Source organism: Nocardia sp. NPDC050712 (assembly GCF_040654295.1).
Taxonomy (GTDB): Bacteria; Actinomycetota; Actinomycetes; order Mycobacteriales; family Mycobacteriaceae; genus Nocardia.
Genome location: NZ_JBFAHT010000002.1, coordinates 1,808,885 through 1,822,662 on the forward strand (window position 1 = coordinate 1,808,885; position 13,778 = coordinate 1,822,662).

The window sequence follows — 13,778 nt, forward strand, 5'->3', positions numbered from 1 at the left end:
ACGAGTTCAGGTAAACAGGATGATGCGTCCAATCACCGATAGGCTGGACCGATGAATGCGGCCCTGAGCGCGTCCCGACCGGCTACGCCGCGCGGGCGAATCGACAAACAGCAGGCAGTGCTGGCGGCCGCGCTCACTGTCTTCGTCCGCTCGGGCTACACGCAGGCCCGGGTCGATGAGATCGCCGCCGAGGCGAACGTCGCCAAAGCCACCGTCTACAACCACTTCGGCGACAAAGAAACCCTGTTCCGTCAGGTAGTCCAGACTTTGACCGACAACGCGCTCACCGCCAACCTCGCCGCGGTCGAACTTCTGACCAAGAACGGCGACGACCTGCCCGCCAACCTCCGCGCCGCCGGATGGCAACTGGCCACCTGCTACTGCGCCGAAGAATCCCGCGCCCTACGCCGGCTCGTGTCCGCCGAAGCCTCCCAATTCCCCGACCTCCTCGACATCGTCGACGAGGTCCCCCGCCGCGTCCTCGGCGCACTGGCCGACCGCCTCGCCCGCCTCTCGTTGTCCGGCAGCCTCCACCTCGACGACCCGGACCTGGCCGCCACCCAATTCGCCGCCCTGCTCACCGGCAGCGTGGACACCCGCTCCCGCTCCGGCACCCGCAGGATCCCCGACAGTGAACTGCGGGTCATCACCGATGCCGCGGCGGCGACGTTCCTCAGGGCGTTCGGGCGTTAGGCCCACGTCCGGATCTGACTGCGCGACCTGAAATCGTTTGACGCGGAGCGCCTATCGGCGATTACGGGCCGACGGGCCGGTTGGCGAGCAGAGCGCGAACTTGTTCGTGGGAGTAGTGCGAGGCGACGCCGATCCGGCGCAATCCCCATCCTTGGTCGCGGGCCGCGGCCATCGCCTCGAGCAGGGCGGGTGAGAGCAGTTCCTCGCACGAGCCGCGCAGCAGGGCGACGGTCTCCAGGCGCTGCTGGGGTGTGCAGTCGGCCAGGGTCTCGAGCAGGGTCTGGAGTTGGTGGCAGACCTGCTCGGCTTGCTGGCCCAAAGGCGATGCGGCGGGCACGGATTCTCCGGATCGGTCAGGGGCGAGCGGGCACGCGCAGCAGCAGCAACGCGGTGTCGTCGAAGGCGTGGCCGCCGGTGTGCTCGGCCACGACCGCGCACAGGTGGTTCAGCGTCGCGCGGGCATCCATTCCGGCGGTGGCGGCCAGGGTGGCAGCGAGGTTCTCTTCCCCGAACTGCGGACCGCGCTCACGGGTGCGGGCCTCGGTGATGCCGTCGCTGTAGAGCAGCAGCGCGTCCCCGGCATGCAGCGTGAATACCGTTTCGCTCAAACGGATCTCGTCGGGCCCGAGCAGGGTCGTCAGCAAAGTGCCGGGGGTGTGCAGTTCCGTCACGGTGCCCTCGGCGCGGCGAATCAGCGCGGGCGGATGCCCGGCGCTGGTGTAGCGACCGCGCAGGCTCCCGTCGGCCGCCACCTTGAAGGTGGTCAGGGCCGCGGTCAGGAAGCGGTCACTGATCTGCTGATCGACCAGCGCGTGATGCAGCCGGCGCAGCACCGTGGCCGGTCGCGGATGCTGGGTGGCTTCCGCGCGCACGGTGTAGCGGGCCAGGGCGGTGACCTTCGCGGCTTCGATACCCTTGCCGCACACGTCACCCAGCACCGCGCACCAATGCGTGCCGCGGGTGTGGAACACGTCGTAGAAGTCGCCCAGCACCTCCGCGCCGGTCGTATCGGCGGGCAGGTACAGCGCGGCGATGTCCAGTCCGGGGATCTCGGGCATCCGCGACGGCAGTAGCGACTCCTGCAGGGTGCGCGCCAGCTCGGCCGAGGCGTGCCCGGAAGCCAGCGCCGAGCGCAGCGCCTGACGCAAGGCGATCTCGGAGGAGACCGAACGAGCCAGGGTTTTGAGAGCCTCGCGCTGCGCGGCGGTGAAGGGCCTGGCCTGCCCATCGACCACACACAGCCCGCCCAGCACCTGACCGTCCGGGTTCCGGACCGGGTAGCCGGCCCAGGCGCCGATGCCCAGCGCGCCGACCGCGGCCAGGTCCTTGATCCGGGCGTCGGTGACCGCGTCCTCGGCGATCAGCGGCTCACCGGTACCGATCAACAGGTGGCAGGGGCTGTCCCGAATATCGTTCTGCCGCCCCATCGTCGGGTCGATTCCGAGTGCGCTCTTCCAGAACGAGCGCGTCCCGTCGGCAACGGTGAAGAACGCCATGCTCGCCCCCGTCACCGCCATCGCCAATCGGGCCAGGTCGTCGAAGTTCTCCTCCGGCTCGGTGTCGAGCAGTTCGCTCGCCACCACCGCGGCCAAACGCGCAGGGTCGAACACAGCCGCGGGCAGCTCCGGCGCAGCCGCCTGGACCAGGCGAAGCTGTGCGGCCATCAGATCCTCATTTCCGGGCGAGCCGAGCCGAGCGAATCGAGCATCGTTCGGCGTCAACCAACTTGACACCAGCCTAGAGGCCGACCCCGACATCCCTCACCCGCCCAGCCCCTACCTGCTCCGGCGGCCGAAGTCGGCTACGCACCAATGGAATCCGGCATCGCCGGTTCCGCGACCGGGATAACCCGGTCATGGCGCCCGCCCCACTCCTGCCAATAATGTCGGGCAATGCAGTCAACACACCGGCCCGGAACGATCGCCGACTACGACGATCCCGGGGAGCCGCAGCCGGTAATCAACCCGTACGCGGTCATCGCCCTGGTCGCGGCCCTGCTGCTGGTGTTCCCGATCGCCATCATTTTCGGCCTCATCGCATTCACCTATCCGCGCGGGCGCGGTTTGGCCTGGTCGGCGCTCATCCTCGGCTGCCTCGAGCTCGGGGTCGTGCTGACGATCGCCGTCATCGGCGGAAACGCGTTCGACAACGCGTCGTCCGCGCTGAGCACCTCGTCCGCGCGCCCGAGCGCCTACGCCACACAGTTTCCCACGGTCATCGAAACAACAGTCCCCACAACGACTCCCAGCGTCGAGCCGGCCCCCACAACTACCGCACGACCAACCACCACCACAACAGCCCGTCCGGCCGCCGGCTCCCCCTGCAATGAGCTACAGAGAATCACCACCGGCCCCGACGGCAACGCGATGGTGTGCTCGAAGGGCGGCGGAGCCCCGCGCCCGGTGTGGCAATCCACCGGCGAGCCGCTGCAGTCGGGAACCCACGACGAAGGCGAATCCTGCGACCCTTCCAGCACGACCCGATTAGGGCAGAACAGCGAGGGCAAAGTGGTCCAATGCCTGAACCCGGAAGGCCAGCCGGGCGAGGGCACCGACGGCGAGTGGACGACCGAGGTGAACGCCAACTAACGCCCCGCGGACCCGATTTTCGGAAGTACCGATGAATTTCGCGCGCCTCCGTAGTCGATACGGCTGGACACACCGACGGCGGTGCGCCCCCGCGCGGATCGTTCCGACGCGGAAGCAACACAGGGAGGCAAGGATGAGCGTCGACGCCGAGCAGGGCACCGGTCCCCGAGTGCTGATAGCGGGAGCAAGCATCGCGGGACCCGCGCTGGCCCACTGGCTGCACCGCCGGGGAGCGCGGGTGACGGTCGTGGAGCGCGCCCCCGAGCTGCGCCCCGGCGGACAAGCGGTGGACGCGCGCGGCATCACCAAGGAGGTCATCCGGCGCATGGGCCTGGACACGGCGGTCCGCGCGGCCTGCACCCAGACCATCGGCGCGCACGCCGTGGACGGTGACGGCAACATCCTGCAGACCTACCGTGTGGACGACGACGGCGGCGACGGGTTCATCGCGGAGATCGAGATCCTGCGCGGCGATCTGTCCCAGGTGCTCTACGACAACACCCGCGCCGACGTCGAATACCTCTTCGGCGACCGGATCGCCGAACTCGCCCAGGACGCGGACGGCGTCGACGTGACCTTCGCGGGCGGCGAGCAGCGCCGCTTCGACCTGGTGGTCGGGGCGGACGGGCCGTACTCGGCCCTGCGTGCGATGGTCTTCGGCCCGCACGAACAATTCGTCCGCCACCTCGGCCACATGCTGGCCTTCTACAGCGTGCCCAACGAGTTCGGGCTGGACAAGTGGCTGATCGAGTACCAGGATTCCGGGCGTTCGGCCGGCCTGCGCCCGATCCAGGACGCCACCCGGGCGATGGCCATGTTCTCCTTCCCCGCGGCCGGCCTCGAGGTCGACTACCGCGACATCGAGGCCCAGAAGCGCCTGCTGCGCGAACAACTGACCGGCCTGGGCTGGCTGACCTCGGACATCCTCGTGCACCTGGACGACACCCCCGACTTCTACCTCGACCAGGTCGCCCAGGTGGTGATGGACCGCTGGTCGAACGGCCGGGTGGTGCTGCTCGGCGACGCGGCGTTCAGTTCCTCGCCGATGTCCGGGCAGGGCACCGGGCTGGCCTTGGTCGGCGCCTATCTGCTGGCCGGTGAGCTGGCCGCGACCGGCTGGGACCCGGAAGCCGGGTTCGCCGCTTACCAGGCACGTATGCGTTCGTACGTCGAGGCGAACCAGGAGATCGCGCGACTGAACGCGCGCAGCCGCGACGTCTCCGACGAGCCGGGCATCGATTTCACCGGCGAGTGGTTCGCCGAGCTGGTCGAGCGCGCGATCAACGGGGTCGAGCTGCCCGACTATGCGGAGGTCCCGGACTCCCGCACACCATAAGAGCCGACGCGTTGCCGGAGTTCCACTGCCCGGGAGCAGCTTTCAGCGCCGCAGGTCCTGCTTCGGCGAGTGCCCGAACTTCTCGGTGTAGAGCTGCGCGAAGCGCCCCTGGTGACTGAACCCCCAGCGCGCGGCGACGAGGGCGACGGTCAGCCCGTCGCTGGGCTCGGCCGCACACAGGTCCTGGTGCGCACGGTCCAGACGGAGCCGACGCAAATACCCGAGAGGTGTTGTGTCGTAATGGTTCTGGAAGGCGTGCTGGAGGGCGCGAACACTGGTACCCGCGTGGCCGGCCAGCTCACTGACGGTGATCGGCTGCGCGGGGTTGGCGTGCAGGTAGTCGACGGCGCGTTGCAGGGCCGGGCTGCCGACCGCGCCGGGGCCGGGCTGCAGGTGCAGGTCCATGGTCGTGTTGGGGAACACGGCCAGGGCCGCGGCGGCGAGGCTGCGCGTCAGGTTCTGCACGACGAGTTCGGTCAGGACCGGCGACCCGCCCGCGGTGAGTTCGTGATGGGTGAGGTCGAAGAGCCGGCTCCAGAAGCGCTCACGCTGCGGATCGGCCGGCGCCAGACCGGTGAAACGAAAAGCGGCAGCATCGATTCCGTATTCCGCGGCACTGTCGATCAGCGTGACCTGCGGGACGTGCAGCAGGTTGACGTCGTGACTGTCGCAGTCGGTGAAGATCGGAGCGCCCGCGGGACACACCATGAGGTTGCCGCGTTGCTGGCGCAGATCGTGGCCCCAGATCCGCATCCGGCCCCGGCCGCGCAGCGTCCGCTCGAAGTAGACCTGGTCTTCGGCCGGCGCGATCTGACAGCTGTAGCCGATGGTGCTGCGGATCTCGGTGGCCATGATCTCCCCGCAGACCGTCGCACTGATCCGGACGTGGCACCGCGGCGGCGATTTCCAGAGCCGGACCTTGCTGTCGGTATACATCTGCCCGACGAACGCGACTACTTCTTGCGGGTCACGGGAAGCCATCTCCTCGCGCCGCACCTCGATGAGTTGAGGCCCTGCCATACATCCTCTTCGACCCGGGTCCTGCTTCCGATCCCCGGGACGTTACTCGTTTTCGGTGACCACGGTGCCCAGATGCCGCCAACTAACTCCGCCGCACGGAGTGTCCCGCGACGACGGGCCGAGCGCACGAATACCCGGTCATGACACCCATTTACATAGCGCGGTCCGTTGACAGACGGTTACCGCCGGGTCGCACCGAGCGCTTGCCGCAGAACAGCGCACACATAGTCGGCATCGGCGGGTGCGCTGTCGATCAGGATCGCGGCACACAGGCCGTCGGAGGTCGCGACCAGCGCGGTGACGGCATCGGGGGTGTCGGTGCAGTGCCGGGCCAGTTCGGCGACGCCCTCACGCCAGCGACGGGCGATCGGGCGCAGGGCGGGCCGGCGTGCGGCCAGCGTGGACAGTTCGCGTTCGGCCAGGGCACGATCGCGCCCTGGACCCGCGGATTCGGCGATGAGCTCGGCCAGGCCGCGAATTTTGTCGTCGCGGTGCTCGATGATGTGCCGAATCCGCTCGGTGTACTCGTCGACAATGCTGGTCAGAGCGGCGATCAGGAGGTCGTCGAGGCTGGCGAAGTAGTAGGTGCTCAGGCTGACGGGTATGCCGGCTTCCTTGGCGACGGTGCGGTGGGTGACACCGCTGGCGCCGTCACGCTGGACCACGGTCAGAGTCGCCTCGATGATCTCGGCGCGGCGCTTCTGCCCTCTGGCTTTGCGCCCGTCCGTGGAATCTTCCTCGCCCATGCCCCTCCTCCGCTACCAGGTTAAACGATCACGGCTGGGCTTCCCCGATCGGACGGATGTGTCCGAGCATGAGCAGGCACAGGGCGATCACGGCGGTAATCGCGACTCCGACGGTGAGGGCAGCGATGTTGAGTCCGGTGGTGAACGCTTCCTGCGCACCACGGAAGGCCTCCGGCGGAATTCGATCGGAGACGGCCACGGCCCCGTCCAGCCCGGCGGTGACGCGATCGGCGTCCTCCGGGGCCGCGGGCGGCTGGATCTGCGAACGATAGACGGCAGTGGACAAACTGCCCAGCACGGCAACACCGACAGCGAGCCCGAGCTCCTGCACGGTTTCCGAAAGTGCCGCCGCCGAACCGGATTTCGTCGCCGGAGCGGCTCCGACGACGATATCGGTGCCCAGCGCGGCTATCGCGCCCAACCCGAGGTAGACGAAGGCGAATCCGATCACGACGCGCAGCGCGTCGCCGACGTCCGCCGCGGCCAGCAATGCGTAGCCGACCAGCGAAAGTATTTGTGTCGCAGCCATAACCACCCCCGGCCGGATGCGCCGGGCGACGATGGGCGCGCCGATGGCGGCGGCGAACATCGCCGATGCCGGTGCGCCCATCCACAATCCGGCCGCCGCCGGCGAGAGCCCTTCGACCAGCTGCAGGAACTGGGTGACGAGATACATCGTGCCGCCGACACCGACGAGCCCGATCAGCAAAACCGCCAAGGCGGCGGAGAACGCCCGGTCGGTGAACAACGTCAGGTCCAGGAGCGGGAAGGTGAGCCGAAGTTGCCTGCGCACGAAGGCGATTCCCGCAACCAGGCCGAGCAGTACGATCAACAGCGTCGGCACGTCGGCTCCGTGTGTGGCCAGATTCTTCACGGCGTAAGCCATCGGCAGGATGGCGGCCAACGACAAGGCGACGCTGATGAGGTCGAGCCGGCCTTCGCCGGGCGCGGCGTATTCGGGTAGCAGTGCGCGCGCACCGGCCAGGACCAGCAACGCCACCGGCACCGCGAGCAGAAACGCCGCACCCCACCAGAATCGGTCGACCAGCGCACCGCCCACGATAGGCCCGGCGGCCATGCCCAGGGCGAACATGGTGGCCCACACGCCGATCGCCACGGCGCGCTGGCGTGCGTCGGCGAACATAGTGCTGATCAGTGACAGCGTCGAGGGCATGAGGGTCGCGCCCGCGACGCCGAGCAGCGCTCGCGCCAGGATCAGCAGGCCGGCGGTGGGCGCGAATGCGGCCAGGACCGAGATGGCGGCGAACGCGGCGACACCGATCATCAGGAGCCGCCGTCTGCCGATCCGATCCCCCAGCGTGCCCATCGTGATGAGGAAGCCGGCGACGAAGAAGCCGTAGGCGTCCATGATCCACAACGTTTGCGCGGCAGTCGGATCGAGCGCCGCGGCCACACTCGGCGTGACCAGGTACAGCACGGTGACATCCAGCCCGAGCAGCGCTGTCGGCAACGCCAGCAGCCCCAGACCCAACCACTCCCGCACCCCGGCGCCCGGCACGACTTGCTTCCCCATCGACATATTTGAACGATAGTACAATTAGTACTTTCGTTCAAATATCTTGTCGGTGGAGTCAGGCGAGTGCGGCGAGCTTCCCTGCGAGAACGGACTTTTCACGATCGTTGCCACACAGCCGAATCGCCTCGGTCAGCGCATCCCGCGCCTCGGCGGTGCGGCCGAGCCGCGTGAGGAGCTCACCGCGCACACTCGGCAGCAGATGCGAATTCGCCAGTGCCCCCTCGGCGGCCAGCCCGTCGACGATCGGCAGTGCGGCGGCGGGCCCGCTCGCCATCGACACCGCCACGGCGCGGTTCAACTCCACCACCGGTGAGGGCGCGAGCCTGCCCAGCGCCTCGTAGAGCAGCACCACCCGCTCCCAGTTCGTCGCCTCGACCGACGCTGCGACAGCATGACATTCGGCGATCGCGGCCTGCAGACCGTAGGCGCCGAGCCCACGGCCGACTTCGGCGGCCTTGCTCAGCGCGGCCCGGCCGCGCCGGATCGCGGATCGGTCCCAGCGCCGCCGGTCCTGCCGTTCGAGCAGCACCGGTTCCCCATCGGGACCCGTGCGCGCGGGAAAGCGGGCCGCGGTGAATTCCAGCAGCGCGAGCAGCCCGTACACCTCGGCTTCGCCGGGCATCAGGCGAGCCAGGACCCGTGCCAGCCGCACGGCCTCCCCCGCCAGATCCGCCCGGATCAGATCGCCGCCCGTACTGGCCGAGGAGCCCTCGGTGAAGATCAGATAGATGACGCCGAGCACCGACCCGAGCCGAGCCCGGCGTTCGGCCGCCGGCGGCACCTCGAAGGCGACCTCGGCGGCGCCGAGCGTCTTCTTGGCCCTGGTGATCCGGGCCTGCACCGTCGCGGTCGGCACCAGGCACGCCTTGGCGATCTCGTCACTGGACAGACCGCCGACCACCCGCAACGTCAACGCCAAGCGGGCTTCGCGGGAGAGCACCGGGTGGCAGGAGATGAACATCAGCGCGAGCACGTCGTCATCGATCTGATCGGGATCCCACAGCACCTGCGCGTCCTCCTGCGCCGGCTCGGCAGGCGCGCCGCCGGTCAGCGCACCACCCTCGCCGAGGGTTCCGGCGAGGGCGGTGTAGCGGTCGTCGAGGGCGGCGCGGCGCCGGAACGCGTCGATCGCGCGGCGCCGCCCGACGGTGAGCAACCACCCGGCCGGTTGCCGTGGCACGCCGTCTCGCGGCCACGTCACCAGCGCCTCGGCCAGCGCTTCCTGCGCCAGATCCTCGGCCATCGCGAAGTCGCCGGTGTAGCGGGCCAGCGCGCCGACGATGCGCGCCGACTCGATCCGCCAGACCGCGGCGACGGCTTCCCGGCCGGTGTGGTTCGTCATCGCGTGTTCAGAGCTGGCCGGTGGACTCGCGCCAGGCGCGTTCCTTCTTGATCCACTCGTTGTCCTGCGGGAACTCGTCGATGGAGGTGACCCGGCGGATCTCGGTCTTGACCCCGGGCCCGGTCATCGGCAGCCGCTTGGCCCACTCGACCGCCTCTTCCTTCGAGGCGACATTGAGGATGTAGTAGCCGCCGAAGAGTTCCTTGGTCTCGCCGTAGGGGCCGTCGGTGACGACGGGGGTCTCGGTGCCGTAGTCGACGACCACGGTCTCGGCGGCGTCTTCGAGCCCCTCGGCGGCGACCAGGACCCCGGCACGGATCAGCTCGTCGTTGAACTTGCCCATCGTCTCGAGGATCGTGTCGAAATCGACCTCGCCGATCGAGGCCCAGGCTTCGTCGGTCGCGCGCATGATCAGCATGTACTTCATGATGTTGTCTCCTGGGGTAGGTGTTGATCCTTCTTACATCCCTAGGTCGAACGGACGATGGCAGAGATCGACAACGGGCCGAAAACTTTTTTCGGCGCTGTCATGACAGTGCGGTGTCAGGGCGGCGCAAGAGCCTAGTGTGAGGGTCGATGCCATGACCTGGCAGAGCGGCCACCGTGCCGACGACAAGACGTTTCTGGTGACCGGCGCCAACGCGGGCATCGGATATTTCGCCGCGGAACAGCTCGCGGCCACCGGCGCCACCGTGATCCTGGGCTGCCGCGATACCAGCAAAGCCGATCTGGCGATGCAGGCGATCCGGGCACGGGTCGAAGGCGCTCGGCTGCGGCAGGTGCCCTTGAACCTGGCGGACCTGTCCACACTGCCCGCGACTGTGGATGCCCTCGGCGTCGACAGCTTGGACGCGGTCGTGCTCAATGCCGGGATCATGCTGTCGGGGCCGGAACGCCGCGTAAGCCCGCAGGGGCACGAATTGATGTTCGCGACAAACCATCTCGGACACTTCGCCCTGGTCGCCCACCTGACGCCGGTGTTGGCGGCCGGCAGCCGGGTGATCACCGTGGGTAGCTTCGCGGCCCGATCCGAGCGGCTCGACCTTGCCGATCTGGATTCCAAGCACGACTATCAGCCCAAACCCAGCTACGGACGATCGAAGTTGGCACAAATGCTGTTCGCATTCGAACTCGATCGGCGACTACGCGCGAGCGGCGCCACCATCGCCAGCATCGTCGTCCACCCCGGCGGGGCCCTGGACGCATTGACCCCCGCTCGACCACCCCTGTTCGCCCGCACCCCCGCCCAACGCCTACGCGGACTCCCCGCGAACCTTGTACTGCACGGCAAAGACGCGGGCGCCCACCCCATCGTCCGCGCCGTCCTCGACACCGACATCACCGGCGGTCAACTCTGGGGCCCAAGAGTTTTCGGCCTGCGCGGACGACCACATCAGGAAACGCCACACCCCCACATGACCGACCTCGACACCGCCGCCGGACTATGGGCCGCCAGCTCGGCCCGCACGGGCGTCGATCCATTTTCTGTGCGACAAAGTCCGTGAGCGCCGAGGCATGGACGCAAGTACCAGGATCCAACACCGGCAATCAGCCGAAGGGACCAGGCAGTGGACCGAAGGGTCCATTGCCCTTGTGGATTTCACACACCTGCCATCGGCCATGTCGCTCGGTGACGAATGAGATATCCAGATCCGTTATGCCCGTATAGAACCCGAGAACACTGACCGAGTCTCGCACCGGAGCCGACGCGCCGAACTGGTCCGGCTTCGGTTCGTAGTAGCGCTGAAAGGCCGTTCGCACCTGCTCGTCGTCGCGAACGGCCAGCTGCTCGGCGAGGCTACCGCAGGCGAGCCGACGCAACGCCGCGACGTCGCCGCCCTCGGCGGCCGCGATGTGTTCGCGCACAGCCTGTTCCGGGCTGTCGGGCGGTTGCTCCGAACTGTTCGCACAGCCGCTCGCCAGCACAACGGCGATAGCGCTCAGCGCCAACGTGAATCGCATCATCTCGGCCTTCACCGCCCAACTGTCCGCACGAGCACCGACCCGCTACCTAGGCAGGCCTGTCATCCGCAGCGACCTGCACTGGGCGCCGAACCAAGCGCGAAAGAACATGGCTGATCAAACGATAGATCGGTCGGACGAACGTCCCGGAGAGACGGGTGAACGGCCACAGCGCTACGAGTAGAACCAAAATCAGCGCTCGCGTTTGATAGAGCAACGGGGCGTGCTGCATCATTTCGACCTGCGGGTGAGCGGTGAACAGCGAGCGGAACCAGCTGTACAGCGTCTCGGCACTGCGATACCGGCTGCTGTCGGAGATCGGGTCCACCTGGATGGCGACCCGCGACAGCACGGCGGCGGTCAGTAGCGGGAACGTCACGCGGTCGATCGGTGTTATCGGTGTCTTGGCGGTGGCCGTGATCAAATTCGGGACCAGCAGCAGCGCGGCCCCGACGATCGCGGGAACGACGGCGAGAAACTCGATGACGGTGATCGTGAGACGGACGGCGTCACTCGGCGGGGTATGCGGCCCGGACGCCGCCATGTCGGTGACTCGCGCGACGACCAGCATGCCGACAGCGAGTCCGAACGTTGTCGCCCCGATGCGTTCGGCCCGGTCCAGCCCCGCGCCGCTGGTGTAGCGACGGAAGCCGTCGCGCCGTAGTCGCCACACGTGACCTAAGACGAAGGAGAGGAAAGCGCAGTAGGGCAAGACGATCCATATCAGCGCTGACACTCTCCGCACCTTTCGCTTCCGGCATTCTCACTCGGCACTGACCCTGGCAGGGTTGCGATTCACTCGCAAGGGACCAACGGCACCTACCTGCCAGGACTGCGCAATCAGCCCATCACATACCGGTTGGTCGGTGGGCCCGTCACCAGGACACCGTTCCGGCGTCGTCGAAGAATCCGCCGGTGGGTCCGTCGTCGGGCAGCGTCGCGAGCCGAATGGCGATGGCCGCACCCTGTTCCGGTGTCCGGTCGCCGCGAAAACCGTTGAGGTCGGTGGCGGTGAAACCGGGACAGCCGGAGTTGATCAAGATGTCGGTATCGCCCAGTTCCTTGACGTACTGGATCGTGAGGGCGTTGAGGAAGGTCTTCGAGGCCAGGTAGGCGGCGGGAACCGGGCCCATGTCGACGCCGGGCGTGGTCTGCAGGGCGAGCGAGCCGACACTGCTGGACATGTTGACGATTCGCGGCGCGGCCGAGGCGCGCAACATCGGCAGCATCGCGTTGGTCACCCGGATGACCCCGATCACGTTGGTTTCCACGACGATTCGCACGGTCGCGGGATCGAGCGTGCTGGGTATCTGCGGCATACTCCCGGTGACCGCGGCATTGTTGACCAGGACATCGAGCCCTCCGGCATGATCGGCGATCAATTCGGCCGCCGCGGCCACACTGGCATCGTCGGTCACGTCGAGCGGCACACCGAACGCGTCGGCCCCGGCCGCGCGCAGCTTCTCCACCGCGGTGTCTCGGCGTTGCCGATCCCGCGCGCCCACACCGATGCGCCAGCCGAGCGCGCCCAGGCCGGCGGCGATCTCGTATCCGATTCCCTTGTTCGCGCCGGTCACCAGCGCAATCGTCTGTTCACTCACACTGCCGATCCTGCTGCGATCCCCGGGATACCGTCCAAGACCGATCGGGTGGGCGGCGATACCGCACGGGTATTGGTCGTGGTCATCGCCGGTTACCATGACCCGGTGGAGACGCGGGAGTTGCGATATTTCGTCGCCGTCGCCGAGGAGTTGCACTTCGGGCGGGCGGCACAGCGGCTCGCCGTGGCGCAACCACCGCTGTCGCGGGCGATCCAGCAGCTCGAACGACGACTCGGCGTCGTTCTGCTTAACCGCGCTACTCGCGCAATCACTTTGACCACGGCCGGGTCGGTGCTGCTGCGGGAGGCGCGGCTCGCCCTCGAGGCGGTCGAAGCCGCCGAACGTCGCACCCGCCGCGCCGCCGCCGACCGACCCGGCGTGGTGCTGGCCACCAAGGCCGGCGCGTCCAGAGAACTGTTGTCGAAGCTGCTGGACGCCTACGCCGCCGAGCCCGGCGCCGTCGCAGTCGAGGTGGTGCTGTGCGGGCCCGGCGACCCGGAAAACTTGCTGCGCAACGGAAGTGCCGACGTTGCCCTGCTGCACCGGCCCTACGACACGACCACCGGCTTCGACACCGAGGACCTGCACACCGAACAGCAGGTCGCGGTCCTACCCGCGGGGCACCCCCTCGCCAACCGCCCTCACATGTCGATGGCCGAGGTCAGCGCCCTGCCGGACCTGCCCCTGCCCCGCTGGCGTCGACGGGACGGGAGTTATCCCGACGGCCCCGGCCCACAGGTTCGCGACCAGACCCAACTGATCCAGCTGATCACGCTCGGCCGCGCCTGCGCGCTCATGCCCGAGTCGCTCCGAGCCCAGCTCCGCGACGAGCACGCCATCGTGCCCGTGCCGGACGCACCGGCCGTCACGACCGTCATCGCCTGGCCACCACACAGCAGATCCCAAGCCGTCGCCGGCCTTGTCCGTGCGGCGATACGGCTCTAACCAGCAGA

General features: G+C 68.2%; 15 protein-coding genes. 5 read left to right on the forward strand and 10 right to left on the reverse strand.

Going from position 1 to position 13,778, the window contains the following annotated elements:
• The first annotated feature begins 51 nt into the window (after positions 1-51).
• Complete coding sequence (locus AB0H76_RS19370) at positions 52-693, forward strand: TetR/AcrR family transcriptional regulator (RefSeq protein WP_357325348.1); 642 nt, start codon at positions 52-54, stop codon at positions 691-693.
• A 61-nt stretch (positions 694-754) separates the two neighbouring features.
• Here the strand turns inward: AB0H76_RS19370 and AB0H76_RS19375 are convergent, their stop codons facing one another.
• Positions 755-1,030, reverse strand: coding sequence for a hypothetical protein (locus tag AB0H76_RS19375; protein ID WP_357325351.1), 276 nt, complete (start codon positions 1,028-1,030; stop codon positions 755-757).
• 16 nt (positions 1,031-1,046) lie between these two features.
• Positions 1,047-2,357, reverse strand: coding sequence for a GAF domain-containing SpoIIE family protein phosphatase (locus AB0H76_RS19380; protein WP_357325354.1), 1,311 nt, complete (start codon positions 2,355-2,357; stop codon positions 1,047-1,049).
• A gap of 228 nt (positions 2,358-2,585) precedes the next feature.
• Between AB0H76_RS19380 and AB0H76_RS19385 the strand changes: the two genes are divergently transcribed.
• Both AB0H76_RS19385 and AB0H76_RS19390 read left to right on the forward strand, forming a co-directional pair.
• Positions 2,586-3,281, forward strand: a complete 696-nt coding sequence (locus AB0H76_RS19385; protein ID WP_357325357.1) for a DUF4190 domain-containing protein — start codon at positions 2,586-2,588, stop codon at positions 3,279-3,281.
• A 133-nt stretch (positions 3,282-3,414) separates the two neighbouring features.
• A complete protein-coding gene (locus tag AB0H76_RS19390; RefSeq protein WP_357325360.1) occupies positions 3,415-4,617 on the forward strand; it encodes an FAD-dependent monooxygenase in 1,203 nt (400 codons plus the stop codon).
• 42 nt (positions 4,618-4,659) lie between these two features.
• On the opposite strand, the gene AB0H76_RS19395 is transcribed toward AB0H76_RS19390, so the two are convergent.
• From AB0H76_RS19395 to AB0H76_RS19415, 5 genes are all read right to left on the reverse strand, one after another.
• On the reverse strand, positions 4,660-5,637 hold the full coding sequence (locus tag AB0H76_RS19395; RefSeq protein WP_357325363.1) for an AraC family transcriptional regulator: 978 nt from the start codon (positions 5,635-5,637) through the stop codon (positions 4,660-4,662).
• Between the two features lie 179 nt (positions 5,638-5,816).
• Positions 5,817-6,383 (reverse strand): TetR family transcriptional regulator, encoded by a 567-nt coding sequence (locus AB0H76_RS19400; protein ID WP_357325366.1) that lies wholly within the window; start codon positions 6,381-6,383, stop codon positions 5,817-5,819.
• Between the two features lie 28 nt (positions 6,384-6,411).
• Positions 6,412-7,923, reverse strand: coding sequence for an MFS transporter (locus AB0H76_RS19405; RefSeq protein ID WP_357325369.1), 1,512 nt, complete (start codon positions 7,921-7,923; stop codon positions 6,412-6,414).
• A 52-nt stretch (positions 7,924-7,975) separates the two neighbouring features.
• Positions 7,976-9,262, reverse strand: coding sequence for a sigma-70 family RNA polymerase sigma factor (locus AB0H76_RS19410; RefSeq protein ID WP_357325372.1), 1,287 nt, complete (start codon positions 9,260-9,262; stop codon positions 7,976-7,978).
• 7 nt (positions 9,263-9,269) lie between these two features.
• Positions 9,270-9,689 carry a YciI family protein gene (locus AB0H76_RS19415; RefSeq protein ID WP_357325375.1) on the reverse strand — a complete coding sequence of 140 codons (420 nt, stop codon included), beginning with the start codon at positions 9,687-9,689 and terminating at the stop codon, positions 9,270-9,272.
• 154 nt (positions 9,690-9,843) lie between these two features.
• Here AB0H76_RS19415 and AB0H76_RS19420 point away from each other — a divergent pair, with 154 nt between their 5' ends.
• Entirely contained in the window at positions 9,844-10,767 is a 924-nt protein-coding gene (locus AB0H76_RS19420) for an SDR family NAD(P)-dependent oxidoreductase (protein WP_357325378.1), read from the forward strand.
• A 43-nt stretch (positions 10,768-10,810) separates the two neighbouring features.
• On the opposite strand, the gene AB0H76_RS19425 is transcribed toward AB0H76_RS19420, so the two are convergent.
• The 3 genes from AB0H76_RS19425 to AB0H76_RS19435 all read right to left on the reverse strand — a co-directional run bounded on the left by AB0H76_RS19425 (position 10,811) and on the right by AB0H76_RS19435 (position 12,825).
• Complete coding sequence (locus tag AB0H76_RS19425; RefSeq protein ID WP_357325381.1) at positions 10,811-11,239, reverse strand: hypothetical protein; 429 nt, start codon at positions 11,237-11,239, stop codon at positions 10,811-10,813.
• A gap of 34 nt (positions 11,240-11,273) precedes the next feature.
• Positions 11,274-11,969 (reverse strand): respiratory nitrate reductase subunit gamma, encoded by a 696-nt coding sequence (locus tag AB0H76_RS19430; RefSeq protein ID WP_357325384.1) that lies wholly within the window; start codon positions 11,967-11,969, stop codon positions 11,274-11,276.
• 130 nt (positions 11,970-12,099) lie between these two features.
• Positions 12,100-12,825: an SDR family oxidoreductase gene (locus AB0H76_RS19435; protein WP_357325387.1), complete on the reverse strand. Its 726-nt coding sequence runs from the start codon at positions 12,823-12,825 to the stop codon at positions 12,100-12,102.
• A gap of 105 nt (positions 12,826-12,930) precedes the next feature.
• Here AB0H76_RS19435 and AB0H76_RS19440 point away from each other — a divergent pair, with 105 nt between their 5' ends.
• Positions 12,931-13,770, forward strand: coding sequence for a LysR family transcriptional regulator (locus AB0H76_RS19440; RefSeq protein WP_357325390.1), 840 nt, complete (start codon positions 12,931-12,933; stop codon positions 13,768-13,770).
• Positions 13,771-13,778: the final 8 nt, after the last annotated feature.

What these genes read in the sequence shown, in the direction of transcription:
- AB0H76_RS19370 (WP_357325348.1), top strand. Translation starts at nt 52, where the DNA reads ATGAATGCGGCCCTGAGCGCGTCCCGACCGGCTACGCCGCGCGGGCGA.
- AB0H76_RS19380 (WP_357325354.1), bottom strand. Translation starts at nt 2,357, where the DNA reads ATGGCCGCACAGCTTCGCCTGGTCCAGGCGGCTGCGCCGGAGCTGCCC.
- AB0H76_RS19385 (WP_357325357.1), top strand. Translation starts at nt 2,586, where the DNA reads ATGCAGTCAACACACCGGCCCGGAACGATCGCCGACTACGACGATCCC.
- AB0H76_RS19390 (WP_357325360.1), top strand. Translation starts at nt 3,415, where the DNA reads ATGAGCGTCGACGCCGAGCAGGGCACCGGTCCCCGAGTGCTGATAGCG.
- AB0H76_RS19395 (WP_357325363.1), bottom strand. Translation starts at nt 5,637, where the DNA reads ATGGCAGGGCCTCAACTCATCGAGGTGCGGCGCGAGGAGATGGCTTCC.
- AB0H76_RS19400 (WP_357325366.1), bottom strand. Translation starts at nt 6,383, where the DNA reads ATGGGCGAGGAAGATTCCACGGACGGGCGCAAAGCCAGAGGGCAGAAG.
- AB0H76_RS19405 (WP_357325369.1), bottom strand. Translation starts at nt 7,923, where the DNA reads ATGTCGATGGGGAAGCAAGTCGTGCCGGGCGCCGGGGTGCGGGAGTGG.
- AB0H76_RS19410 (WP_357325372.1), bottom strand. Translation starts at nt 9,262, where the DNA reads ATGACGAACCACACCGGCCGGGAAGCCGTCGCCGCGGTCTGGCGGATC.
- AB0H76_RS19415 (WP_357325375.1), bottom strand. Translation starts at nt 9,689, where the DNA reads ATGAAGTACATGCTGATCATGCGCGCGACCGACGAAGCCTGGGCCTCG.
- AB0H76_RS19420 (WP_357325378.1), top strand. Translation starts at nt 9,844, where the DNA reads ATGACCTGGCAGAGCGGCCACCGTGCCGACGACAAGACGTTTCTGGTG.